Source organism: Microbacterium sp. MMO-113 (assembly GCF_037148555.1).
GTDB lineage: Bacteria > Actinomycetota > Actinomycetes > Actinomycetales > Microbacteriaceae > Microbacterium.
The window spans coordinates 639,329-661,070 of record NZ_JBBCTD010000001.1 but is presented as its reverse complement, the minus strand read 5'-3'; the positions used below and the strand labels follow the sequence as shown (position 1 = coordinate 661,070).

Genomic DNA, 21,742 nt, shown 5'->3' with positions numbered 1-21,742 from the left:
TCAGTCCCGCAACAGGTCGGCGACGGCCACGGGTGGCGTCACCCACTCCAGCTCCGGGTAGCGCTTGAACCACGACACCTGCCGACGTGCGTAGCGCCGCGTGAGCGCCTGCGTCTCGGCGATCGCCTCCTCGGCGGTGGAGCGTCCGTCCAGCTGTGCGAGCGCCTGCGCGTATCCGATCGCCCGCGGGGCTGTCGTCCCCCGCTCCAGACCGCGTTCCCGCAGCCCGGCGACCTCGGCCACCAGGCCGTGCTCCCACATCCGACGCACGCGCGCATCGAGGCGGGCGACGAGCTCGCCCCGATCCACGTGCAGCCCGATCAGACGCGTGTGCGGATACCAGAGTGTGGGTCTCTCTGGCAGTGCCGCTCCGTGCGTCGCACTCCCCTGCTCGACGACTTCGAGGGCCCGGACCACGCGTCGCCCGTTGCGCGGGTCCACGCGCGCCGCGGCCTCCGGATCGCGCACACGCAGCCGCTGGAGCAGCGACTCGACACCATCACGATCCAGTTCCTCCTCCAGACGCGCGCGGATGGCGGGGTCCCGAGGCGGAAAGTGAAACTCGTAGACGACGCTCGAGACGTAGAGTCCTGATCCGCCGACGAGGATCGCGTCGCCGCCTGCCGCGTGGATCCGCTGCACAGCCTTTCGTGCAAGAGGCTGATACCAGGCCACGGCGGCGTCCTGCGTCACCTCTCGCGCGTCGAAGAGGTGGTGCGGAATGCCGCGACGTTCGGCGACCGACAGCTTCGCGGTGCCGATGTCCATGCCGCGGTAGAGCTGCATGGCATCGGCGTTGACGATCTCCGCCGGGTTGCCGCTCCGCCGGAGCTCCCCGGCGAGATCGAGCGCCAGATCGCTCTTCCCCGTGCCGGTCGCGCCGACGACGGCCCAGAGCCGAGGCGCGGTCACACTCCGACGCGGAGGGTCGGCAGGCCGAGGGAGACAGCGCGCGGAGCGCCGTCGCTCGGTGCCGGCACGGCGCACGACTCGGCCTGTCCCCGATCCCAGGCGTCGCCACCGCGCGTCCGGCGGATGCGGAGCGGGGCACCCGTCGGGTCGTCGGCGAGGAGGTGGAACGGCGCGGCGTGCGTCACCGTCACCGTGACGACGTCACCCGGCCGCGGCAGCTCCGACCCGGGAGTGACCTCGAAGTGCACGAGCCGGTTGTCCTGCGCCCGCCCGGTGAGGCGACGCGTCTCCGTGTCCTTCTTGCCTTCGCCCGTGGACACGAGAACCTCGACCTCACGGCCGACCTGCTTCTGGTTCTCCTCGAGCGAGATGCGCTCCTGGAGCGCGATCAGCCGGTCGTAGCGCGCCTGCACGACCTCCTTGGGCACCTGGTCGGGCATGGTCGCCGCCGGGGTCCCTTCACGGATCGAGTACTGGAAGGTGAAGGCGCCGGAGAAGCGCGACAGCTCGACGACGCGCATCGTCTCCTCGAAATCCTCCTCGGTCTCGCCGGGGAAGCCGACGATGATGTCGGTCGTGATGGCCGCATGCGGGATGCGCTCGCGGACGCGGTCGAGGATGCCCAGGAAGCGCTCGCTGCGGTAGGAACGGCGCATCGCCTTGAGGATCCGGTCGCTCCCCGACTGCAGCGGCATGTGGAGCTGCGGCATGACGGCGGGCGTCTCCGCCATCGCGTCGATCACGTCGTCCGTGAAGGCGGCGGGATGCGGGCTCGTGAAGCGGATGCGCTCGAGGCCCTCGATCTCGCCGGCGGCACGGAGGAGCTTGCCGAACGCCTGACGGTCGCCGAACTCCACCCCGTACGAGTTCACGTTCTGCCCGAGGAGCGTCACCTCGATGGCGCCGTCTTCCACCAGCAGGCGGATCTCGTTGAGGATGTCTCCCGGCCGACGGTCCTTCTCCTTGCCCCGGAGGCTCGGGACGATGCAGAAGGTGCAGGTGTTGTTGCAGCCGACGGAGATCGACACCCAGCCGCTGTGCGCGGAGTCGCGCTTGGTGGGGAGGGTCGACGGGAACACCTCGAGGGACTCGAGGATCTCGAGCTCGGCATCGCCGTTGTGGCGCGCGCGCTCCAGGAGACCGGGCAAGGACCCCATGTTGTGCGTGCCGAAGACCACGTCGACCCAGGGAGCCTTGTCAAGCACGGCCTGCTTGTCCATCTGCGCTAGACAGCCGCCGACGGCGATCTGCATCCCGGCCTTGCGGCGCTTGACGGCGGCCAGGTGCCCGAGGGTGCCGTACAGCTTCCCGGCGGCGTTGTCTCGGACGGCGCAGGTGTTGATGATCACCACGTCGGCTTCGGCTCCGGCCTCAGCGCGGATGTAGCCGGCGCTCTCCAGGGATCCGGCTAGACGCTCGGAGTCGTGGACGTTCATCTGGCAGCCGAAGGTGCGCACTTCGTAGGATCGCTGGCGCCCGTCGTCGTCGACGGCCGCCGACGACGCGCTGATGATCGTCGGTTCGCTGCGGGGGATAGTCATGATGCTCCCATTGTACGAGCGTCACCGAGAGCCGATCGCGTGCGAACCGTCAGTCGGAATCCACGAACCGGACGCCGGAGGGGCCCCCGCCGAACGAGGCTTCTCGCAGCGCCGTCTTCGCCGCGTTCATGGCGACCGCTCCCCCGTACCCGCGGCGAGCCAGCTGTCCGACCAATCGGCGAAGCGCCGCGTCCGGATCGAGACGTCCCATGGAGCGGGCCTTGGTCCGGGCGAACTCCAGCGCCCGCTCGGCGTCGTCGTCGGGAAGCTCGTCGAGAGCCGCGTCGATGACCTCACGGGGGATGCCCCGCTGCGACAGCGCTCGGGAGAGGGCGACCCGGCCCTGCCCCTTGCGTTCGACACCGGACGTCACGAGGAGCTCCGCGAGCACGGCGTCGTCGAGGTAACCCCGCCGTACGAAGTCGTCGATCACGTCGTCGATGGCGTCCGTGGCGAGTCCGTGTCCCTTCAACACCAGCCGGGCCTCGGAGATCGACAGCGACCGCGTTCGCAGCTTCCGCACCAACGACTCCTCCGCCGTCGTTCGGATCTCCTCCGCCGACGCGTCGCTCTCTGCGTCCGTTCCCTCTTCTGTCGCTCGGGACACGCCGCCGACGGCGCGCAACCTGGTGGTCTTCCCGCCCCCGGAAGCGGCTCGCGTCGAGGCACCACGAGCGGGGTGCCGGGCGCTGGGGGAACCATCGTCAGCCGACGATGACCCTGCGGGCGCGGGCTCGTGCCACGTCGAGCGCCAGAGTCCCGCAGCGTCCGCCTGCGACCCAGACCGCACAGGCCGAGCGAACGACGGGTCGTCTGCCCCGCTATCAGCCGGACGCTCGGTGCGCGCAGCTCCGCCGAAGAGAGGGATGATGGGGGCGATCCGCTCGGAATCGCCCCCACGCTGATCACTCATCAGGCCGGGCGACGCTCAGCCAGCTCATCAGCACCCGGAGCCGCGGCCGGGCCGCCGATACCGAGCTTCTGCTTGATCTGACTCTCGATCGCCAAGGCGATGTCGGCGTTGTTGAGCAGGAACGTTCGCGCGTTCTCCTTGCCCTGGCCCAGCTGATCGCCGTCGTAGGTGTACCAGGATCCGGACTTCTTGACGATCCCGTGCTCGACACCGAAGTCGATCAGGCTGCCCTCGCGGGAGATACCGACGCCGTAGAGGATGTCGAACTCCGCCTGCTTGAACGGCGGGGCCATCTTATTCTTGACGATCTTGACGCGGGTGCGGTTACCTACCGCGTCCGTGCCGTCCTTGAGCGTCTCGATGCGGCGGATGTCCATACGCACGGAGGCGTAGAACTTCAGCGCCTTACCACCGGCGGTGGTCTCGGGCGAGCCGAAGAACACGCCGATCTTCTCGCGCAGCTGGTTGATGAAGATCATCGTGGTGTTGGTCTGGTTCAGCCCACCGGTGAGCTTGCGCAGCGCCTGCGACATGAGGCGGGCCTGGAGACCCACGTGGGAGTCGCCCATCTCACCCTCGATCTCGGCACGCGGCACCAGGGCCGCCACCGAGTCCACGACGATGAGGTCGATGGCTCCGGAACGCACGAGCATGTCGGCGATCTCGAGCGCCTGCTCACCCGTGTCGGGCTGGGAGACGAGAAGAGCGTCGATGTCGACGCCGAGCTTCGCGGCGTAGTCGGGGTCGAGCGCGTGCTCGGCATCGATGAACGCCGCGATGCCGCCGGCCCGCTGGGCGTTGGCGATGGCATGCAGCGTCAGCGTCGTCTTACCGGAGGACTCCGGGCCGTAGATCTCGACGATGCGGCCACGCGGCAGGCCTCCCACGCCGAGGGCGACGTCGAGGGCGATGGAGCCGGTGGGGATAACGGCCACAGGGGCACGCTCATCGCTGCCCAGCCGCATGACCGAGCCCTTTCCGAACTGGCGGTCGATCTGGGCGAGGGCGGTCTCGAGGGACTTCTCGCGGTCGGCGGGTGATGGCATGGTGTGCTCCTTCTGCGCGTGTGCTGCCGCCTGTAGGCTGTCGCGGCTCTTCCGGCGGAAGGAACTCTCCGACAAGGCGTATGGCTTTTCAGCCTGGACCTCACGGTACGGCGGGCCTCCGACATTGCGTCGAGGAGCCGGGGATCGTGGGGATCAGAACCGTCTGACCACTTGTGCAGAAGACTACGCCTGGTTCGAACAGATTTTCGACAACACGCCGGTTGGGCGTGTCGGACTTCCGCACACCCGGGAAGCCGCCGTCACCGGCCGCGCGGCTCCAGACGCCCCACGCCGTGGCGACGGGATTCGGGGACGTCCATGTCGGCGCAGAGCGCGAGCCAGATATCGCGCGGAGGCACCCCGGCTTCGAGAGCCTCGAGCGCCGTTCGTCCCCCCATGCCGGAGAGCACGAGGTCATTCACCAGAGAAGAGGCTCGGGCATGGAACTCGGCGTCGACGGCGCGCAGGAACTCACTGCGTCGCATAAGGGTGATCTCCGAGTGTCAGCGGAGCGAGAGCTCGGGCTCCACGGAGGCGACCAGGTCGTCCGGGACCACGTCGGGGAAGACCTGAATGCCTTCGAGCACCGAGATGCGGTCCCCGACCTCGCGCATGATCGTGGAGATGGGGACGTCGAGCGCCTCTGCGACCGAAGCGAGGATCTCACTCGATGCCTCCTTCTGTCCGCGCTCGACCTCACTGAGATAGCCGAGGGCGACGGACGCCTTGCTCGCGACCTGCCGGAGCGTCCGCCCCTTCTGCAGACGGAAGTCCCTCAGCACGTCGCCGATCTCCTGTCGTACAAGAATCATCGGAACCTCCTCCGCAGTTCATGAATCGAGGTCTCCCTCGAAGAGACGGCCAGTCTAGTCCTCCTGGCTTGCACAGAATCTACCCTTGCACTCTGTGGTTTAAATGTGAGCACATCCCTATCAACATGACGCGGCGGGTCGCTATTCCCGCAGCGCCGCGGCCAGCACATCGAGGACCGCCGCGACCGTCTGCGCTCGCACCGCCTCGCGGTCCCCCTCGAAGTGGAACGGTCGGGTCCGGCTCACTGTCGGGGTGATCACGCCGATGTGGACGGTGCCCACGGGCTGCCCATCCGGGGACTCCGGGCCCGCGATCCCCGTGGTGGACACCCCGACATCGGCGGGGAGACCATCCACCGCGACGGCGCCGCGCACTCCGGCAGCCATCTGCCGCGCGACCTCCGGATACACCGGCCCGTATCGCTCCAGCAGGTCGGTGTCGACGCCGAGCAGCGTGTGCTTGACGGGGGTGGCGTAGGCGACGACGCCGCCGAGGAGCACCGCGGAGGCGCCGGGAATCGCGACGAGCGCCGCGCACACCGCACCGCCGGTGAGCGACTCCGCGACACCGAGGGTCCAGCCTCGCTCACGCAGAGCTTCCAGAGCCTCGGCTGGCGTCGTGCCGCTCATCGGCTCTGACGCGCGCCGCGCACCTGCGCGACGATGTAGTCGATCCCGCTGACGACGGTGAGCACGAGCACGATCACCATGAGGACGGTCGTCACGACCGTCCACGGGCCGAGCCCGATGAACACGTGCAGCGGCAGGAGAGCCCAGCCGAGGGCGACGCCCTGGAAGGCCGTCTTGATCTTGCCCATCCAGGCGGCCGCGACAACGTGCTCGCTCGCGACGACCAGCCGATGGATGGTGATCCCCCACTCGCGGACGAGGATGATCACCACGATCCACCAGGAGACCTCGTCCAGGATCGCGAGCCCCACGAATCCCGCGCCGGTGAGGAGCTTGTCCGCGATCGGGTCCCACAGCTTTCCGAAGTCGCTGACGATGTCGTATCGACGCGCGAGGTAGCCATCGACCCAGTCGGTCGAGATGGCGACGATGAAGAGGACGGCGGCGATCCAGCGCACGGTGAGATCGGCGAGGCCGTACGTCCCGCCGAGGAGCAGGAGGACGAAGAACACGACGGCGAGCGGGATGCGCGCCACCGTGATGGCGTTGGGGAGCTGCCGAGGGATCGCCATCAGTCGCGTCCCGTCAGGCCCCAGGCGTCTTCGTCGCCTTCCGCTTCGACGACCGGCAGGCCGTCGTACTGCGCCTCCAACGGATCACGTTCGGCAGGCACCGCCGCGGCCGCGGGCGCAGCCGGAGCCGCCGGAGCCGACGGAGCCGACGGGACGTCTTCTCCGCGGAGCTTCGCCATGACCTGCGGCAGCTGCTCGGGGGTCGCGAGCACATCGCGCGCCTTCGAGCCCTCCGAAGGGCCGACGACCTCACGCGACTCGAGGAGATCCATCAGGCGTCCGGCCTTGGCGAAGCCGACCCGCAGCTTGCGCTGCAGCATGGAAGTGGATCCGAATTGCGAGGAGACGATGAGCTCGGCGGCCGCGAGCAGGAGCTCGAGGTCGTCGCCGATGTCCTCGTCGACCTCCTTCTTCTTCGCCGGCTCCATCGCCTCCTGGACGTCGGCACGGTACTCGGGACGCGCCTGACGCGTGACGTGCTTGACGACCGCGTCGATCTCCTTCTCGTCGACCCACGCACCCTGCAGTCGGAACGGCTTCGACGAGCCCATGGGCGAGAAGAGCGCGTCACCCTGGCCGATGAGCTTGTCGGCGCCGGGACTGTCGAGGATCACCCGGCTGTCGGTGACGCTCGTGACAGCGAACGCGAGACGGGACGGCACGTTCGCCTTGATGAGGCCGGTGACGACGTCGACGCTCGGGCGCTGCGTGGCGAGAACCAGGTGGATGCCGGAGGCGCGAGCGAGCTGCGTGATGCGGACGATCGAGTCCTCGACGTCGCGCGGGGCGACCATCATGAGGTCCGCGAGCTCGTCGACCACGACGAGGAGGTACGGGTACGGCTTGAGCACCCGTTCGCTTCCCGGAGGCACCTCCACCTCGCCCGCACGCACGGCCCGGTTGAAGTCGTCGATGTGGCGGAAGCCGAACGACGCGAGGTCGTCATACCGCATGTCCATCTCCTTCACGACCCACTGCAGCGCCTCGGCCGCCTTCTTCGGGTTCGTGATGATGGGGGTGATCAGGTGCGGAACACCGGCGTAGCTGGTCAGCTCGACGCGCTTCGGGTCGATGAGGACCATGCGCACGTCGGACGGGCGCGCCCGCATGAGCAGGCTCGTGATCATCGAGTTCACGAAGCTGGACTTACCGGAGCCGGTGGAACCGGCGACCAGGAGGTGCGGCATCTTCGCGAGGTTGGCGACGACGAAGTTGCCGCCGACATCCTTGCCGACGCCGATCGTGAGCGGGTGCGTGCTCTTCTGCGCGGCGGCCGACCGCAGCACGTCGCCGAGAGCGACCGTCTCGCGGTCGGTGTTCGGGATCTCGATGCCGATCGCGCTCTTGCCGGGGATCGGCGAGAGGATGCGGACGTCGTTGGAGGCGACGGCGTAGGCGAAGTTATTGCTGAGCTGGAGGATCTTCTCGACCTTGACGCCGTGGCCGACCTCGACCTCGTACTGCGTGACCGTCGGGCCGCGGGAGAAGCCGGTGACCTTGGCGTCTACCTTGAACTGGTCGAGGACGCTCGTGATCTGCTCGACGATCCGGTCGTTCGCCTCGGACCGCGCGACCGAGGGCGGTCCCTCGGACAGCACGCCGGGCGACGGAAGGATGTACGGGGCCACCGGCGCCTGCGGGCCGCGGTCGCCGGGCCCCTCCGTGCCGAAGCCGTCGAGTCCGGGGAGCTCCGGCATCTCGCCGGTGTCGGACTCGTCGTCCAGGAGCGCAGTCGTCTGCTGCTCTGCGAGCGCGTCGGTCACCGAGCGGACGTCGCTGAGCACCTCGGTCGCCGCGTCGTAGGGGTTCGCCACCGTGACGGCCTGGTCGTACGCCGGGGTGGCCTCGCTCGTGGACAGCAGCGCGGTGATGTCGTCCGAGGCGAGGGTCCCCTCGTCGGGGTCTTCCTCGCGACCGGTCTTGTTGCGCCGCCACCAGGGCAGCACGTCCGGATCGTCGACCTTATCGGCCTCGTCGACCGCGTCCGCGGTGTCCTTCGCCGGCTTCTGCGGGCGCTCGGCGTCGAACATCCACGCGTAGAGGTCTCCCAGGCGCGCACCGATGCGGTTCGGCGGGGTCTTCGTGAGGATGAGGATGCTGAGGGCGGCGAGGAGCCCGAGGATGATGTAGGCCGGGATGTCGGTCAGGTACGTCAGTGGCTGCCCCACGAGCCACCCGAGCAGACCGCCCGACTCGCTCAGCGCGGGCATGCCCTGGTTCGGGTGGGGACGAGGGCCGGCGACGTGGAAGATGCCCGCCAGAGCGAGCACGAACATCCCGAAGCCGATGCCGATGCGCCCGTTGTCGTGCACGGACGACGGGTGCCGGAACAGCCATCCCGCCAGAAGGAGCAGCAGCACCGGCATGATGAAGGCCACCCGGCCGACGAAGAGCCCCACCGAGTAGGCGCTGATGTTCGCCGCGACCTGGTTGCCGATGAAGAACCACTCGTTGACGGCGCCGAGCGCCGCCAGGATCACCAGCAGGAACGGGAAGCCGTCTCTGCGGTCGTCCTTCTGCAGCGTCTCGGGCCCGAAGGCCCGGAATAGTCCGCCGACGCCGTGCGCGAGCCCGTTCCAGGCGCGCGCGGCGATGGGCGGCTTGTCCGCCTCGTCGATGTACTTCTTCGGAGCGGGCTGCGCCTTCGGAGCCGCCTGCCGCTTGGGGCGCGACGGGGCGCTCGTCGAGGCGCGCTCGGTCTTGGTGCTGCTCCTGGCCATGCCTCCACGGTACGACCCGAGACCGACATCTCCGCGTCACCACGCGGAACTCGACGATCACGGCGCGCGAGGGCGCGCCGTGATCCGAGGGTCAGGCCTCGATGACGAGAGGGACGATCATCGGACGACGGCGCAGCTTCTGGTTCACCCAGCGGCCGATCGTGCGACGCACCACCTGCGACAGCGCGTGCGTGTCGCGCACGCCGTTGCCGGACGCCTCCTTCAGGGCGGCGACGATCTTCGGTGCGACGTCGTCGAAGACCGCGTCGTCCTCGGCGACACCGCGGGCATGGATCTCCGGACCGGAGATGATGCGCCCGGTGGCGGCGTCCACCACGACGATGACCGAGATGAACCCCTCCTCACCGAGGATGCGGCGGTCCTTGAGGTCGGCATCGGTGATCTCGCCGACGGTCGAGCCGTCGACGTAGACGAACCCGAGGTCGAGCTGCCCGGCCACCCGGGCGACACCATCCTTCAGGTCGATCACGGTGCCGTTGGAGGCGATGATCGTGTTCTGCTCGGGGATCCCGGTGTCCTGGGCGAGCTTGGCGTTGGCGATCAGGTGCCGGTACTCCCCGTGGACAGGGAGGACGTTCTTCGGCTGGAGGATGTTGTAGCAGTAGAGCAGCTCGCCGGCCGCGGCGTGCCCCGACACGTGCACCCGCGCGTTGGCCTTGTGCACGACGTTCGCGCCCAGCTTCGTGAGCCCGTCGATGACGCGGTAGACGGCGTTCTCGTTGCCCGGGATGAGGCTCGACGCCAGGATGACCGTGTCGCCCTCGCTCACCTCGATGGCGTGGTCCATGTTGGCCATGCGGCTCAGCACGGCCATCGGCTCCCCCTGCGAACCGGTCGACATGTAGACGATCTGCTCGTCCGGGAGGTCGCGCGCCTTCTTGAAGTCGATCAGCACCCCCGCCGGGACCTTGAGGTAGCCGAGCTGCTCCGCGATCGTCATGTTGCGGACCATGCTGCGGCCGAGGAACGCGACCCGACGTCCGTGCGCGTGCGCGGCGTCGATGACCTGCTGCACGCGGTGCACGTGGCTGGAGAAGCTTGCGACGATCACCCGCCGCGGAGCCTTGCCGATGACCTGGTCGAGGACAGGGCCGATGGAGCGCTCCGTGGGCGTGAAGCCGGGCACGTCGGCGTTCGTGGAGTCGACGAGGAAGAGGTCGACCCCCTCCTCCCCCAGGCGCGAGAACGCGCGCAGATCGGTGATGCGGCCGTCCAGCGGCAGCTGGTCCATCTTGAAGTCGCCGGTGGCGAGTGCCATGCCCGCGGGGGTGCGGATCGCGACGGCCAGCGCGTCCGGGATGGAATGGTTCACCGCGACGAACTCGAGGTCGAACGGTCCGACCTTCTCCTGCTGACCTTCCTTCACCGTCAGGGTGAAGGCCTTGATGCGGTGCTCCTTCAGCTTCGCCTCGACGAGGGCGAGCGTGAGTCCGGAGCCGATCAGCGGGATGTCGCTCTTCAGCCGCAGCAGGTAGGGAACGGCCCCGATGTGGTCTTCGTGCCCGTGTGTCAGCACCACGCCCACGATGTCGTCGAGACGATCGCGGATGGGTTCGAAATCGGGGAGGATGAGGTCGACGCCCGGCTGGTGCTCCTCCGGGAAGAGGACCCCGCAGTCCACGATCAGGATCTTGCCCGCGTACTCGAACACGGTCATGTTGCGACCGATCTCCCCCAGGCCGCCGATCGGGATGACCCGGAGCGTCCCTTCGTCGAGAGCGGACGGTTCGGCCAGGGGAATGGACATGCTGTCTCCTCAGTCGGACACTCCACGCGTCCGTTCGTTCATGGTGACGCGGCTCAGCGCGTCGTGCCGTGCACCTTCGGCAGGGCGCCGCCCGCGGCCGCGTTGCGGTCGGGCCGGAAGTTCGAGAAGTCCGCCCCCGGCACGCCGCTGACGAGATCGAGCTCGTCCTCGATGAGGGCGGCCTCCCACTCCTCCGGGCCGACGAGGGGAAGGCGGACACGCGGACTGGAGATACGGCCCAGCCCGTGCAGGATGTACTTCGCGGCGACCGTTCCGGGGACGTGCGTCATGACCGCCCGGACGAGCGGCTCCAGTCGCTTGTGCTCGGCCGTCGCGGTGGCGAGGTCGCCCCGGTTCACCGCATCGATGATGGTCCGGTACGGAGCAGCGGCGACGTTCGCCGTCACGCCGATGAGGCCGGTCGCCCCGATCGACAGGTGCGGCAGCACGTTCGCGTCGTCACCGGAGTAGTACATGAGGTCGGTCTGGTTGAGCACACGGCTCACCTCGGAGAAGTCGCCCTTGGCATCCTTCACCGCGAGGATGTTCGGGTGCTTCGCGAGCCGGAGGATCGTCTCGTACTTGATCGGGACCCCGGTCCGCCCGGGGATGTCGTACAGGATGACCGGCAGGTCGGTGGCGTCGGCGACGAGCCGGAAGTGCGTGAGGATGCCCGCCTGCGTCGGCTTGTTGTAGTACGGCGTGACGATCATGATGCCGTCGGCGCCGGCCTTCTCACTGGCCTTGTACAGCTCGATGGCGTGCGCGGTCTCGTTCGATCCGCCGCCGGTGATGATCTTCGCGCGGCCTGCGGAGACGGACTTACCGACCTCGACGAGCTTGAGCTTCTCGGGGTCCGTCAGGGTCGAGGTCTCGCCGGTCGTTCCCGTCACGACGATGCCGTCCGCGCCTGCGGTGATCACGTCATCGATGTGCTTCTCGACGGCGGGCCAGTCGACTTCGCCGTCGGCCGTCATCGGAGTGACGAGCGCGACGAGAACCTGTCCGAAAGGGTTGCCCGAGTGCGTCATGCGTCCAGCGTATCGGGTCGGATGCCGCTGTCGCGGACGCGTCCGCATGCTCCTGCTCCGTCGGCCGTAGGCTCGCACGATGGGTTGGATCGCGCACGCCTCACGCACGACCTACGAGAACGCCTGGATCCGCGTCCGCGAGGACGACGTCACCAGGCCGGGCGGCCCGGGCGTCTACGGCGTGATGACGGTCAAGAACCCGGCGGTCTTCATCGTCGCGATGGACGCCGACGACCGGGTCTGCCTGGTCACCGTCGATCGCTACACGATCGGCCCGTCCGTCGAGGTGCCCGCCGGCGGCACCGACGGCGAGGACCCGCGTGCCGCCGCGGAACGCGAGCTCCGGGAGGAGTCCGGGTACCGTGCGCACCGGTGGGAGCACCTCGGCAGCACGCTCGCTCTCGCCGGGATCCGCCTCGGGCGATTCCGCTGACCGGAAGCGTCAGACCCGGCCGCGACGGGCTATAGCCGCAGTGAAGGATCGGGGCAGCACCTTCGTCGCGGCCACGACGGCCTTGTAGCGCAGCGAGGGGATGGACACGGACTTCCCGCGCGCGGCGTCGCGGAGCCCTTCGCGAACGACATCGCGGGCATCGAGCCACAGGAAGGTCGGCACGCTCTCCTCGCCGACCGCGAGGCCCATCCGCTCGTGGAAGGAGGTGTGTGTGAAACCGGGGCAGAGCGCCGTGACGCTCACGCCGTCCGGACCGTAGGCCGTGTTCGCCCATCGGCTGAAGTCGATGAGCCAGGCCTTGCACGCCGAGTACGTCGACCGCGAGATGAACCCGGCCACCGACGCGACGTTGATGATCCTGCCTCCCCGCCTCCGCATGGTCTGCAGGGCCGCATGCATCAGGCGCATGGAGGCCTCGACGTGCACGCGCAGGTGCCGCACCTCGTCTTCGATGTCGTTGTCGGCGAACTGCAACGGCAACCCGAACCCGGCGTTGTTCACGAGCAGGTCGATCGGGTCGTCCCGATCGCGGAGTCGAGCCGCGACGCGCTCGACGCCGGCCTCCTCGGACAGATCGGCCGGGAGGACCTCGACAGCGACTCCCCACTCGCCGCGCAGCTCCCCCGCGAGAGCGGACAGCGATTCCTCCGAGCGGGCGACGAGCACGAGATCGGCGCGCCGACGAGCCAGCTGACGGGCGAACTCGGCGCCCAGCCCGGCGCTGGCTCCGGTGATCAGTGCGGTGGGCATCAGCGCTCGTACCTCAGGAAGCGATACCGGACACCGGTGCGGGAGGTCTGCCACTCCCCCTCATCCACCACGCGCCATCCGGTCTTCGGCGGAGCGAAGGTGTCGCCGTCGACCTCGAGGTCGAGCTCCGTGACCTCGAGGCGGTCGGCATCGGCGATCACCTGACGGAAGATCTCCGCGCCGCCGATGATCCACACCTTCTCCCGACCGCGGACGCCCTCGGACACCGTGGCCGCACGGCGGGCGCCCTCCGCGGTCCAGTCCTGCTGGCGGGTCACGACGATGTTGTCGCGACCGGGCAGGGGGCGGAATCGCTCGGGCAGCGAATCCCAGGTCTTGCGTCCCATGACGACCGGCGCGCCCTGGGTGGTCTCCTTGAAGTGCGCCAGATCCTCCGGCACATACCAGGGCATGCCGCCCTCGGCGCCGATCACGCCGCCGGCGGCCTCGGCCCAGATGAGCCCCACCCAGGTCATACCGCCACCGCCGCCCTGATCGGTGCGTGGTGCTGGTAGTCCTCGACGACGAAGTCCTCGAACCGGTAGTCGAAGATCGACTCCGGCTTCCGCGCGAAGCGCAGCGTCGGGTACGGGTAGGCCTCTCGCGTGAGCTGCTCGCGCACCTGCTCGACGTGGTTGTCGTAGACGTGGCAGTCCCCGCCGGTCCACACGAAGTCGCCGGGCTCCAGCCCCACCTGCTGCGCGATCATCATCGTCAGCAGCGCGTAGGAGGCGATGTTGAAGGGGACGCCGAGGAACATGTCCGCGCTGCGCTGGTAGAGCTGGCAGGAGAGCTTTCCGTCGGCGACGTAGAACTGGAACAGTGCGTGGCACGGTGCGAGGGCCATGTCCGGGATGTCCGCGGGATTCCAGGCGGAGACGAGCAGGCGCCGCGAGTCGGGTGAGCGCCGGATCTGCTCGATGACCTCGGTCAGCTGATCGATGCTGCCGCCGTCGGGAGTCGGCCAGGACCGCCACTGGACGCCGTACACCGGGCCGAGGTCGCCGTCCTCGTCCGCCCACTCGTCCCAGATCGAGACGCCGTTCTCCTGCAGCCAGCGGACGTTGGAGTCGCCGCGCAGGAACCAGAGCAGCTCGTACGCGATGGACTTGAAATGGACGCGCTTCGTGGTGATGAGGGGGAACCCCTGCGCGAGGTCGAAGCGGATCTGGCGACCGAACACGCTCGTGGTCCCCGTCCCGGTGCGATCGCTCTTGTGCGTGCCCGTCTCGAGCACATCGCGGAGCAGGTCTTCGTACGGAGTCGGGACAGCGGCGCTCATGGTTGTCAGGATACCCGCCCCGCTCCCGTCGGAGGCGGTGACCGTGACGCGATCCGCGCGTCACGTACTGAAACATCGCGACGCTTCCACAGCCGCGGCTCTAGCCTCGAGGGATGTCCCCCGCGCTCGCTTTCGCCGCCCTGGCAGCGCTTCTGGTGCTCGCCACCGTGGTCGGTCTCGTGCTCCGCGGGAGAGAGGGCCGCCGCCGCGACGGCGGCGATCTGCGGTTCGATCCGGCCGATGCGCAGGGCGCGGCGCTGGGTGCCACCGCGACGCTCGTGCAGTTCAGCACGGAGACCTGCGCCCGCTGCCCCCAGGTGCGTCGTCTTCTGGGCTCCTATGCGTCCGGGGACGCCGGCCTCGCGCACATCGAGATCGATCTCACGCACCGTCCGGATCTCTCCGCGCGCTACCGTGTGCTGCAGACACCGACCACCTTCGTGCTCGACGCCACCGGGCGCGTCAAGGCCCGGTTTGCGGGCATACCCGCTCGCGAGAGCCTGACCCACGCCCTCGCCGCCGTCTGGAGCAGATGATGACCCCTCCCCCCGGAATCGATCCGCGCGGGCCCCGATTCGCCGCCGGGATCACCGCAGTCCTGCTCGCCGTCGCGACGTTCCTGGCCCTCATCGGGATCTCCACCGCGCGGACCGCCGATCGCTGGTTCGCGCTCACGGCATCGTCGGAGTTCGCGTTCATCGGAGGAGGCGGCTGGGCGGTCTCCGCCGCAGGGCCTGTCGCGCGCGTCCTCGACCCTGGCTTCCTCCTCGCCACGCTGATCGCGCTCCTGTTCCTCTGGGGCGTCGTCTCTCCCGCCACCGCACCGTGGGGCGTCCTCTACCGCCGCCTCGTCCGTCCGCGCCTCGCGCCACCCGCCGAGCTGGAGGACCCCCGTCCCCCGCGGTTCGCCCAGGGCGTCGGCCTCGTCGTGGTGGGACTCGGCCTCCTGCTCCACCTCGCCGGCGTGCCGTGGGCCTTGCCGATCGCCACCGCTGCGGCGTTCCTCGCCGCTTTCCTCAACGCCGCGTTCGCCTTCTGCCTGGGCTGCCAGCTCTACCTCCTGCTGCAGCGCGTCGGGCTCACCGGACGACCGCGCCGCGCCGCCTGACGCCGGTTCCCGACGGCCCGGTCGCTCGGTAGGCTGACCACCAAGCGACGCCGCTCCCCCGGTGGCGTCAGAACCGGAGGAATCATGCCCGTCACCAGTGAAGCCGCCGCGACCTGGACCGGATCGCTCACGGAGGGTTCCGGCACGGTCGCCTTCTCCTCCTCGCATCTGGGCACGTTCCCGATCGACTGGAAGTCCCGCAGCGAGGGCAGCGACACGACCACGACGCCGGAGGAGCTCATCGCCGCAGCCCACGCGTCCTGCTTCAGCATGGCGCTCTCGCACGCGCTCGCCGAGAACGGCACGCCCCCGGAGCGCGTCGACACCAGCGCCTCGGTGACGTTCAAGCCCGGCGTCGGCATCACCGGCAGCCACCTCAACGTCAACGCCACCGTGCCGGGTCTGACCGCCGAGAAGTTCCGGGAGATCGCCGAGGCGGCGAAGACCGGATGCCCGGTGTCCCAGGCGCTCGCGGGCATCGAGATCACGCTCGAGGCGACGCTGGCCTGAACCCGTCCGACGTCAGGCGCGGGACAGGCTGATCGCCCGCCGAATGCTCGCCCTGGCGTCCTTGCGGCGTCCGGCCGCGTCCTGCACGACGCCGAGGCGATAGCGCGCCCGCCAGTCGGTGGGCGCCGCCTCCGCCTCCGCCGTGTACCGCGCGACGAGCGCGTCCGCATCCTTGCGGGCGATGCGTCCGCTGGGCGTCAGCTCGGTCTCGACCGGCGGCATGCCGCCCTCGGCGTCGAGCAGCCGGCCCAGGCGGTCGGCACCGAACCCGAAGAGCATCTCGCGCACCAGCGCCCACCCACCCACAGGTGCGAGCACGAGGAGCGTGATGCCCATCCCGATGGAGACGGGCGTCCCCACGGCGAGGAACATGACGGCCAGCCAGCCCGCCACGACGAGGTAGAGCAGGAGGGCCGCAGCCATCAGCCCGACCCCGATCCGCGACATCACGAGCGGAGGCCGATGTCGAGCATGTTCTCCAGGCCGACCACGACGCCGGTGGCGGTGGCCGCATAGGGCACGGCCAGGCGGATCCCCGGCGCATACGCCAGGGCCGGGTCGGTGGTGTCATGCGTGAAGGTCAGCGACTCCCCCGGACCGGACAGGATGACCTCCTGCTTGGCGATCACCCCTGGACGGCGGAGCGAGTGGATGGGCACGCTGCCGACCTGCTGTCCTCGGGCGCGCTGATCCGCATGCGGCGCACTCACCGGACCCTGGGTCGCACGCGCGGCGGCGATGAGCTCCGCGGTGCGGACGGCCGTCCCGCTCGGCGAGTCGACCTTGGTCTCCCGGTGCGCCTCGACGATCTCCGCCGAACCGAAGTAGGGTGCGGCGGCCGCGGCGAGGGCCGAGCCGAGAACCGAGCCGAGGGAGAAGTTCGGGATGAAGACCGCCCCGGTGTCGGCGGCCTCGACGAGCGGCCGGACGAGGGCGATCCGCTCCGCCGACCAGCCGGAGGTGGCGACGAGGATGTTGAGACCGTGATCCACCGCCGTGCGCACTACGTCGATGCTGACCTGCGGTGTGGAAGCGTCGATCACGAGGTCGGCACCCGCGAGCTCCGAGAGGTCGCTCGCCGACGTCAGGACGCGGCTCACCTCGAAGCCGTCCAGCTCAGCGATCACGGCGCCGATGATCGTTCCGAGCTTTCCGGTCCCGCCGACGAGGGCTACCTTCGTGGTCATGCGTCCAGTCTATTTCCGGGCGTCGGGCGGAGGTCGCGGCACGCGGAGGCGTCGATCACACCAGCAGCGCGTCCGGGATGCCCGTCCGCAGCTCCATCGGAAGATGGCCGGTGTCGTTGTGCGTGAGCAGGGTCCACGGCCGTCCCTGCTTCTGGGCGATCACCGTCAGACCGCAATGTGACTGGTTGAGAGTCATCCAGCGCCAATCCGGCGCGGCGAGGACCTCCCGCACGAACCACGAGATCACGAAGTTGTGAGTGATGAGCACCTCGTGCACGTCGCCGGTCTTCCGCACGAGGAACTCGTTGACAGCATCCGACATCTGCGCGCGGCCCGCCTCGATCTCCGCCTCGGTCACAGAACCGAAGAAGGGCTCGAACACCGCCGGCGTCTCCTCCGTCATCCCCGTCGGCACGCAGTCGAAGAGCAGGGCGGACGGCTCCGGATCCACGGACGGGAGCCGGCCGGCGATGGCACGCGCCGTCTCCGCGGCGCGGAGGAGCGGCGAATGCCACACGGCGTCGAGCGGGAGGCCGGACAGGCGGTCCGCGATGAGCTCCGCCTGCCGCTGGCCGCGCGGCGACAGGGGTCCGTCGGCGAGGCCGTGCTCGGCATCCTGATGTTCACCGTGTCTGACCAGATATATGTAGTGCGTCACAACTCGCTCGCTCGCCTCATCGCCAGCATCCGCCGGTCTTCCTCTTCCACCCTATGTCACGGGCGACGCACGCTCAGGCGCCCGCGCGGGTGAGGTCGGCAACCTGCACCCGGGACAACGTGACACCAGCGCCCTGCATGAGCTCGTCGACGTGGTCGGTCGCGAACGTGTTCACGATCGGCGCGGCGACCGTACGCTGCGCGAGCAGCCACGCGATGGAGACGGCCGCCACGGGGACGGCCAATTCCGCGGCCACCTGATCGAGCGCCCGCAGCACCTTGGTCCCGCGGCGGTTGAGGTGACCCCGCAGCTGTTCGCCGCGGACGCCACGCGAGGCGATCGCCTTGGTCCGATGACGGCCCGACAGGAACCCGTGCTCCAGCGCATGGGACGGCGTCACGGCGAGGTTCTGAGCGCCGGCGACGAGCCGCAGATCGCCCTCGAACGGCTGCCGACGCACGAGGTTGTACGGTGTGTCGATCACCGTGATCCTGGGGTATCCCGCGGACGCGAGGATGCGCGCCTCGACGAGCCTCTCCGGAGTGAAGCCGTACGCGCCGAGCGCCCCGATCTTCCCCGCCTCGATGAGCCACTCGACCGTGGCCAGGGTGTCCTCGAGGTTGGTGGTCGCATCCAACGTGGCATCCAGGTACAGCACGTCGATGCGCTCGACGCCGAGCCGGGTGAGCGAGCCCTCGACCGCACGGACGAGGTTGACCGAGCCCAGACCGGGGTTGTCGGCGTGCGCGCCGATGCGCACGCTCAGGACCACGCGCTCGCGCTGGTCCCGCGACCGCAGCCACTGTCCGAGGATGTGCTCACTCCGACCGCCGGAGAACCCGTCTGCGGTATGGATGGCGTTGCCGCCGAACTCCACGTAGCGGTCGAGGATGCCGTGGCTGGTCTCGAGATCGACGTTCCATCCGAACTCCGCGGCACCGAGCATGAGCGGGAACGTCTCGTACCCGGTCTCGCCGAGGGCGGCGCGGATGGACTCCCCGACGCCGGGACCGACGATCGGGATGGGTGCGGAGGGGTGGTCCTCATGCTCCTGCGGGGCGCGTTCAGCAGGTGTTCCTGCGCCTACGCTGAACAACCGCATACTCTCACCCCCGCCGCGATCGGCCGGAGCCGATCGACATCACTGCTTCGCTGGCACCCCCCGGTGCGTACTTCGAGGGTATGCGACGTGCGCGAACGTCCCGACCAATCCGGGGAACGCCACGCAAACTTCCCATAACGTTTCGATCACGGCACAGACGACGGAACCCGGGCCCCTCCTGACGGAGGAGCCCGGGTTCCGTGTCAGCCGTGTCCTACTCGGCGGCGTCCTCAGCCGGAGCCTCGTCCGCAGCGGGCGCGTCGTCGAGCACGGGCTCGAGCGACAGCTTGCCACGGTCGTCGATCTTCGTGATCTTCACGAGGATCTTCTGGCCGACGGAGAGCACGTCCTCGACGTTCTCCACACGCTTGCCACCGGCGAGCTTGCGCACCTCGGTGACGTGCAGGAGACCGTCCTTGCCCGGGAGCAGCGAGATGAAGGCGCCGAAGGTGGCGATCTTCACGACGGTGCCGAGGAACTGCTCGCCGACCTCCGGGTTGGTCGGGTTGGCGATCGCGTTGACCTGGGCACGGGCGGCCTCGGCCGAGGGGCCGTCGGTCGCGCCGATGTAGACGGTGCCGTCCTCCTCGATGGAGATCTGCGCGCCGGTCTCGTCCTGGATCGCGTTGATCGTCTTGCCCTTCGGGCCGATCAGCTCGCCGATCTTGTCCACCGGGATCTGGACGCTGATGACGCGCGGCGCGGTGGGCGCCATCTCGTCCGGGGCGTCGATCGCGGCGTTCAGGACGTTGAGGATGGTCAGTCGAGCGTCCTTGGCCTGGGTCAGAGCGCCCGCGAGCACCGACGACGGGATGCCGTCGAGCTTCGTGTCGAGCTGGATGGCGGTGACGAACTCGCTCGTACCGGCGACCTTGAAGTCCATGTCGCCGAGCGCGTCCTCCGCACCCAGGATGTCGGTCAGCGCCGCGTAGCGGGTCTCCCCGTTGACCTCGTCCGAGACGAGACCCATCGCGATGCCGGCGACCGGAGCGCGCAGCGGCACACCCGCGTTCAGCAGCGAGAGGGTCGACGCGCAGACGGAGCCCATCGACGTGGAGCCGTTGGAGCTCAGCGCCTCGGACACCTGACGGATCGCGTACGGGAACTCCTCGCGGCTCGGCAGCACCGGCACCAGAGCGCGCTCGGCGAGGAAGCCGTGCCCGATCTCGCGACGCTTCGGCGAACCCACGCGGCCGGTCTCACCGGTCGAGTAGGGCGGGAAGTTGTAGTGGTGCATGTAGCGCTTGCTGGTCGTGGGCGACAGCGAGTCGATCTGCTGCTCCATCTTGAGCATGTTCAGCGTGGTGACACCCATGATCTGGGTCTCGCCGCGCTGGAAGATCGCGGAGCCGTGCACGCGCGGGATGACCTGCACCTCGGCGTCGAGCGGACGGATGTCCGCCAGCCCACGACCGTCGATTCGGGTGCCCTCGGTGAGGATGCGACCGCGGACGATCTTCTTCGTGACGGACTTGTACGCCGCGGAGAACTCCAGCGGGGCCGCGGCCGGGAGCGAACCCGCCTCGGTGGCCTCGATGAGCTCGGCCTTGACGCGGTCCTTGATCGCGTCGTCGGCGTTCTGGCGCTCGGTCTTGTCGGCGATCTGGTAGACGTCGCTCAGCTCGGCGAACGCGCGCTCGGACACGAAGTCGTAGACCTCGTCGCTGTACGCGGGGAAGACCGGGTAGACGCCCGGCTCCTTCGACGCGGTGGCGGCGAGCTCGGCCTGGGCCTTGACGAGCTGGGCGATGAACGGCTTCGAGGCCTCGAGGCCCTGGGCCACGATGGTCTCGTCGGGCTTGGTGGCACCGGCCTTGATCAGGTTCCAGCTGCCCTCGGTCGCCTCGGCCTCGACCATCATGATCGCGACGTCTTCGGAGCCGTCGGCCTTGGTGACCACGCGACCGGCGACGATCAGGTCGAACACGGCCTCGGAGACCTGCTCGGCGGTCGGGAACGCGACCCACTGGTCCTCATGCTGACCGTGGCCGGGGATGAATGCGAGACGCACACCGGCGACGGGGCCCGAGAACGGCAGACCCGAGATCTGGGTCGACGCGGACGCGGCGTTGATCGCGAGGGCGTCGTAGAACTCGCCCGGGGCGATCGAGAGGACCGTGATGACGATCTGGACCTCGTTGCGCAGGCCGTCGACGAACGACGGGCGCAGCGGACGGTCGATCAGACGGCAGACCAGGATCGCCTCGGTCGAGGGACGACCCTCACGACGGAAGAACGAGCCGGGGATCTTGCCGGCGGCGTAGGAGCGCTCCTCGACGTCGACCGTCAGCGGGAAGAAGTCGAAGCCCTCACGCGGGTGCTTGCCCGCGCTCGTGGCCGACAGGAGCATGGTCTCGCCGTCCAGGTAGGCGGCGACGGCGCCCTGAGCCTGCTGCGCGAGGCGGCCGGTTTCGAAGCGGATGGTGCGGGTGCCGAAGCGGCCGTTGTCGAGAATGGCCTCGGTGGCGGTGATTTCAGGACCTTCCAAGAGGTCTCTCCTTCTTTGTTTAGACTCGCGAATCCGTGTGACGCGCGAGCGTGTTCAAAGGAGCGGAACGGAAGGGTTCGGGCGCGCGGGCACTCCCGCGAATCTCGCCTGCGCTGGCCACCAGTAGAAAGCCACCCGACATGCGCCGAGGAACCCACCACAGGGGACCAGCTTCTCCGCCGATCGCTCCATGAGTCGATGTGAAATTGTCGGGTGACCGGAGTCACCCTCGACCACACTACCAGCGTGTCCGTCAAG

23 protein-coding genes are annotated in these 21,742 nt (G+C 69.0%); 4 read left to right on the top strand and 19 right to left on the bottom strand.

From position 1 onward, the window contains the following. The 11 genes from miaA to dapA all read right to left on the bottom strand — a co-directional run bounded on the left by miaA (nucleotide 1) and on the right by dapA (nucleotide 11,945). On the bottom strand, nucleotides 1-912 hold the full coding sequence (gene miaA / locus WFJ36_RS03070) for a tRNA (adenosine(37)-N6)-dimethylallyltransferase MiaA (protein ID WP_336642617.1): 912 nt from the start codon (nucleotides 910-912) through the stop codon (nucleotides 1-3). After that, the gene (gene miaB, locus WFJ36_RS03065) at nucleotides 909-2,453 is read right to left on the bottom strand and encodes a tRNA (N6-isopentenyl adenosine(37)-C2)-methylthiotransferase MiaB (RefSeq protein WP_336642616.1); all 1,545 of its coding nucleotides are present in this window, start codon (nucleotides 2,451-2,453) and stop codon (nucleotides 909-911) included. The genes miaA and miaB overlap by 4 nt, the downstream gene beginning before the upstream one ends. A gap of 49 nt (nucleotides 2,454-2,502) precedes the next feature. Beyond that, nucleotides 2,503-2,976: a regulatory protein RecX gene (locus WFJ36_RS03060; RefSeq protein ID WP_256209408.1), complete on the bottom strand. Its 474-nt coding sequence runs from the start codon at nucleotides 2,974-2,976 to the stop codon at nucleotides 2,503-2,505. A 389-nt stretch (nucleotides 2,977-3,365) separates the two neighbouring features. Beyond that, entirely contained in the window at nucleotides 3,366-4,412 is a 1,047-nt protein-coding gene (recA, locus tag WFJ36_RS03055) for a recombinase RecA (protein WP_025103229.1), read from the bottom strand. 260 nt (nucleotides 4,413-4,672) lie between these two features. Next, nucleotides 4,673-4,897, bottom strand: coding sequence for a DUF3046 domain-containing protein (locus tag WFJ36_RS03050; RefSeq protein ID WP_060921072.1), 225 nt, complete (start codon nucleotides 4,895-4,897; stop codon nucleotides 4,673-4,675). Nucleotides 4,898-4,915: 18 nt separating this feature from the next. Further along, nucleotides 4,916-5,224, bottom strand: a complete 309-nt coding sequence (locus WFJ36_RS03045) for a helix-turn-helix domain-containing protein (RefSeq protein WP_025103227.1) — start codon at nucleotides 5,222-5,224, stop codon at nucleotides 4,916-4,918. A gap of 141 nt (nucleotides 5,225-5,365) precedes the next feature. Further along, nucleotides 5,366-5,854 carry a CinA family protein gene (locus WFJ36_RS03040; RefSeq protein ID WP_071328434.1) on the bottom strand — a complete coding sequence of 163 codons (489 nt, stop codon included), beginning with the start codon at nucleotides 5,852-5,854 and terminating at the stop codon, nucleotides 5,366-5,368. Further along, nucleotides 5,851-6,426 (bottom strand): CDP-diacylglycerol--glycerol-3-phosphate 3-phosphatidyltransferase, encoded by a 576-nt coding sequence (gene pgsA, locus WFJ36_RS03035; protein ID WP_071328433.1) that lies wholly within the window; start codon nucleotides 6,424-6,426, stop codon nucleotides 5,851-5,853. Before pgsA ends, WFJ36_RS03040 begins: the two co-directional genes overlap by 4 nt. Further along, nucleotides 6,426-9,146, bottom strand: a complete 2,721-nt coding sequence (locus WFJ36_RS03030) for an FtsK/SpoIIIE family DNA translocase (protein WP_071328432.1) — start codon at nucleotides 9,144-9,146, stop codon at nucleotides 6,426-6,428. The genes pgsA and WFJ36_RS03030 overlap by 1 nt, the downstream gene beginning before the upstream one ends. A gap of 91 nt (nucleotides 9,147-9,237) precedes the next feature. After that, the gene (locus WFJ36_RS03025; protein WP_071328431.1) at nucleotides 9,238-10,914 is read right to left on the bottom strand and encodes a ribonuclease J; all 1,677 of its coding nucleotides are present in this window, start codon (nucleotides 10,912-10,914) and stop codon (nucleotides 9,238-9,240) included. Between the two features lie 53 nt (nucleotides 10,915-10,967). Next, on the bottom strand, nucleotides 10,968-11,945 hold the full coding sequence (gene dapA / locus WFJ36_RS03020) for a 4-hydroxy-tetrahydrodipicolinate synthase (protein ID WP_071328430.1): 978 nt from the start codon (nucleotides 11,943-11,945) through the stop codon (nucleotides 10,968-10,970). A 79-nt stretch (nucleotides 11,946-12,024) separates the two neighbouring features. On the opposite strand from dapA, the gene WFJ36_RS03015 reads away from it, so the two are divergent. Next, nucleotides 12,025-12,378 (top strand): NUDIX domain-containing protein, encoded by a 354-nt coding sequence (locus tag WFJ36_RS03015; RefSeq protein WP_071328429.1) that lies wholly within the window; start codon nucleotides 12,025-12,027, stop codon nucleotides 12,376-12,378. A 9-nt stretch (nucleotides 12,379-12,387) separates the two neighbouring features. Here WFJ36_RS03015 and WFJ36_RS03010 read toward each other — a convergent pair whose 3' ends face one another. The 3 genes from WFJ36_RS03010 to WFJ36_RS03000 are packed head-to-tail and all read right to left on the bottom strand — an operon-like array spanning nucleotide 12,388 to nucleotide 14,431. Continuing rightward, the gene (locus tag WFJ36_RS03010; protein ID WP_336642615.1) at nucleotides 12,388-13,149 is read right to left on the bottom strand and encodes an SDR family NAD(P)-dependent oxidoreductase; all 762 of its coding nucleotides are present in this window, start codon (nucleotides 13,147-13,149) and stop codon (nucleotides 12,388-12,390) included. Then, nucleotides 13,149-13,625, bottom strand: a complete 477-nt coding sequence (locus WFJ36_RS03005) for a dihydrofolate reductase (RefSeq protein ID WP_071328427.1) — start codon at nucleotides 13,623-13,625, stop codon at nucleotides 13,149-13,151. The genes WFJ36_RS03010 and WFJ36_RS03005 overlap by 1 nt, the downstream gene beginning before the upstream one ends. Continuing rightward, nucleotides 13,622-14,431, bottom strand: a complete 810-nt coding sequence (locus WFJ36_RS03000; RefSeq protein WP_085607322.1) for a thymidylate synthase — start codon at nucleotides 14,429-14,431, stop codon at nucleotides 13,622-13,624. Before WFJ36_RS03000 ends, WFJ36_RS03005 begins: the two co-directional genes overlap by 4 nt. Before the next feature lie 113 nt (nucleotides 14,432-14,544). Between WFJ36_RS03000 and WFJ36_RS02995 the strand changes: the two genes are divergently transcribed. The 3 genes from WFJ36_RS02995 to WFJ36_RS02985 all read left to right on the top strand — a co-directional run bounded on the left by WFJ36_RS02995 (nucleotide 14,545) and on the right by WFJ36_RS02985 (nucleotide 16,049). Continuing rightward, a complete protein-coding gene (locus WFJ36_RS02995; protein ID WP_336642614.1) occupies nucleotides 14,545-14,967 on the top strand; it encodes a TlpA family protein disulfide reductase in 423 nt (140 codons plus the stop codon). After that, complete coding sequence (locus tag WFJ36_RS02990; protein WP_071328424.1) at nucleotides 14,967-15,539, top strand: DUF4395 family protein; 573 nt, start codon at nucleotides 14,967-14,969, stop codon at nucleotides 15,537-15,539. Before WFJ36_RS02995 ends, WFJ36_RS02990 begins: the two co-directional genes overlap by 1 nt. 84 nt (nucleotides 15,540-15,623) lie before the next feature. Continuing rightward, nucleotides 15,624-16,049: an OsmC family peroxiredoxin gene (locus WFJ36_RS02985; RefSeq protein WP_292791595.1), complete on the top strand. Its 426-nt coding sequence runs from the start codon at nucleotides 15,624-15,626 to the stop codon at nucleotides 16,047-16,049. Between the two features lie 12 nt (nucleotides 16,050-16,061). Here WFJ36_RS02985 and WFJ36_RS02980 read toward each other — a convergent pair whose 3' ends face one another. From WFJ36_RS02980 to WFJ36_RS02960, 5 genes are all read right to left on the bottom strand, one after another. Beyond that, nucleotides 16,062-16,472, bottom strand: a complete 411-nt coding sequence (locus WFJ36_RS02980; protein ID WP_371259820.1) for a hypothetical protein — start codon at nucleotides 16,470-16,472, stop codon at nucleotides 16,062-16,064. A gap of 23 nt (nucleotides 16,473-16,495) precedes the next feature. Beyond that, entirely contained in the window at nucleotides 16,496-17,236 is a 741-nt protein-coding gene (gene dapB / locus WFJ36_RS02975; RefSeq protein WP_071328421.1) for a 4-hydroxy-tetrahydrodipicolinate reductase, read from the bottom strand. A gap of 55 nt (nucleotides 17,237-17,291) precedes the next feature. Beyond that, nucleotides 17,292-17,894 carry a histidine phosphatase family protein gene (locus tag WFJ36_RS02970; RefSeq protein WP_025103212.1) on the bottom strand — a complete coding sequence of 201 codons (603 nt, stop codon included), beginning with the start codon at nucleotides 17,892-17,894 and terminating at the stop codon, nucleotides 17,292-17,294. Nucleotides 17,895-17,967: 73 nt separating this feature from the next. Next, complete coding sequence (locus tag WFJ36_RS02965; RefSeq protein WP_071328420.1) at nucleotides 17,968-18,996, bottom strand: aldo/keto reductase; 1,029 nt, start codon at nucleotides 18,994-18,996, stop codon at nucleotides 17,968-17,970. Nucleotides 18,997-19,210: 214 nt separating this feature from the next. Then, entirely contained in the window at nucleotides 19,211-21,484 is a 2,274-nt protein-coding gene (locus tag WFJ36_RS02960) for a polyribonucleotide nucleotidyltransferase (protein ID WP_336642613.1), read from the bottom strand. Nucleotides 21,485-21,742: the final 258 nt, after the last annotated feature.

Bases quoted from the DNA above. Each gene is read 5' to 3' on its own strand.
- miaB (WP_336642616.1), bottom strand. From the start codon at position 2,453: ATGACTATCCCCCGCAGCGAACCGACGATCATCAGCGCGTCGTCGGCG.
- recA (WP_025103229.1), bottom strand. From the start codon at position 4,412: ATGCCATCACCCGCCGACCGCGAGAAGTCCCTCGAGACCGCCCTCGCC.
- WFJ36_RS03050 (WP_060921072.1), bottom strand. From the start codon at position 4,897: ATGCGACGCAGTGAGTTCCTGCGCGCCGTCGACGCCGAGTTCCATGCC.
- WFJ36_RS03045 (WP_025103227.1), bottom strand. From the start codon at position 5,224: ATGATTCTTGTACGACAGGAGATCGGCGACGTGCTGAGGGACTTCCGT.
- WFJ36_RS03040 (WP_071328434.1), bottom strand. From the start codon at position 5,854: ATGAGCGGCACGACGCCAGCCGAGGCTCTGGAAGCTCTGCGTGAGCGA.
- pgsA (WP_071328433.1), bottom strand. From the start codon at position 6,426: ATGGCGATCCCTCGGCAGCTCCCCAACGCCATCACGGTGGCGCGCATC.
- WFJ36_RS03030 (WP_071328432.1), bottom strand. From the start codon at position 9,146: ATGGCCAGGAGCAGCACCAAGACCGAGCGCGCCTCGACGAGCGCCCCG.
- WFJ36_RS03025 (WP_071328431.1), bottom strand. From the start codon at position 10,914: ATGTCCATTCCCCTGGCCGAACCGTCCGCTCTCGACGAAGGGACGCTC.
- dapA (WP_071328430.1), bottom strand. From the start codon at position 11,945: ATGACGCACTCGGGCAACCCTTTCGGACAGGTTCTCGTCGCGCTCGTC.
- WFJ36_RS03015 (WP_071328429.1), top strand. From the start codon at position 12,025: ATGGGTTGGATCGCGCACGCCTCACGCACGACCTACGAGAACGCCTGG.
- WFJ36_RS03010 (WP_336642615.1), bottom strand. From the start codon at position 13,149: ATGCCCACCGCACTGATCACCGGAGCCAGCGCCGGGCTGGGCGCCGAG.
- WFJ36_RS03005 (WP_071328427.1), bottom strand. From the start codon at position 13,625: ATGACCTGGGTGGGGCTCATCTGGGCCGAGGCCGCCGGCGGCGTGATC.
- WFJ36_RS03000 (WP_085607322.1), bottom strand. From the start codon at position 14,431: ATGAGCGCCGCTGTCCCGACTCCGTACGAAGACCTGCTCCGCGATGTG.
- WFJ36_RS02995 (WP_336642614.1), top strand. From the start codon at position 14,545: ATGTCCCCCGCGCTCGCTTTCGCCGCCCTGGCAGCGCTTCTGGTGCTC.
- WFJ36_RS02990 (WP_071328424.1), top strand. From the start codon at position 14,967: ATGACCCCTCCCCCCGGAATCGATCCGCGCGGGCCCCGATTCGCCGCC.
- WFJ36_RS02985 (WP_292791595.1), top strand. From the start codon at position 15,624: ATGCCCGTCACCAGTGAAGCCGCCGCGACCTGGACCGGATCGCTCACG.
- WFJ36_RS02980 (WP_371259820.1), bottom strand. From the start codon at position 16,472: ATGGCTGCGGCCCTCCTGCTCTACCTCGTCGTGGCGGGCTGGCTGGCC.
- dapB (WP_071328421.1), bottom strand. From the start codon at position 17,236: ATGACCACGAAGGTAGCCCTCGTCGGCGGGACCGGAAAGCTCGGAACG.
- WFJ36_RS02965 (WP_071328420.1), bottom strand. From the start codon at position 18,996: ATGCGGTTGTTCAGCGTAGGCGCAGGAACACCTGCTGAACGCGCCCCG.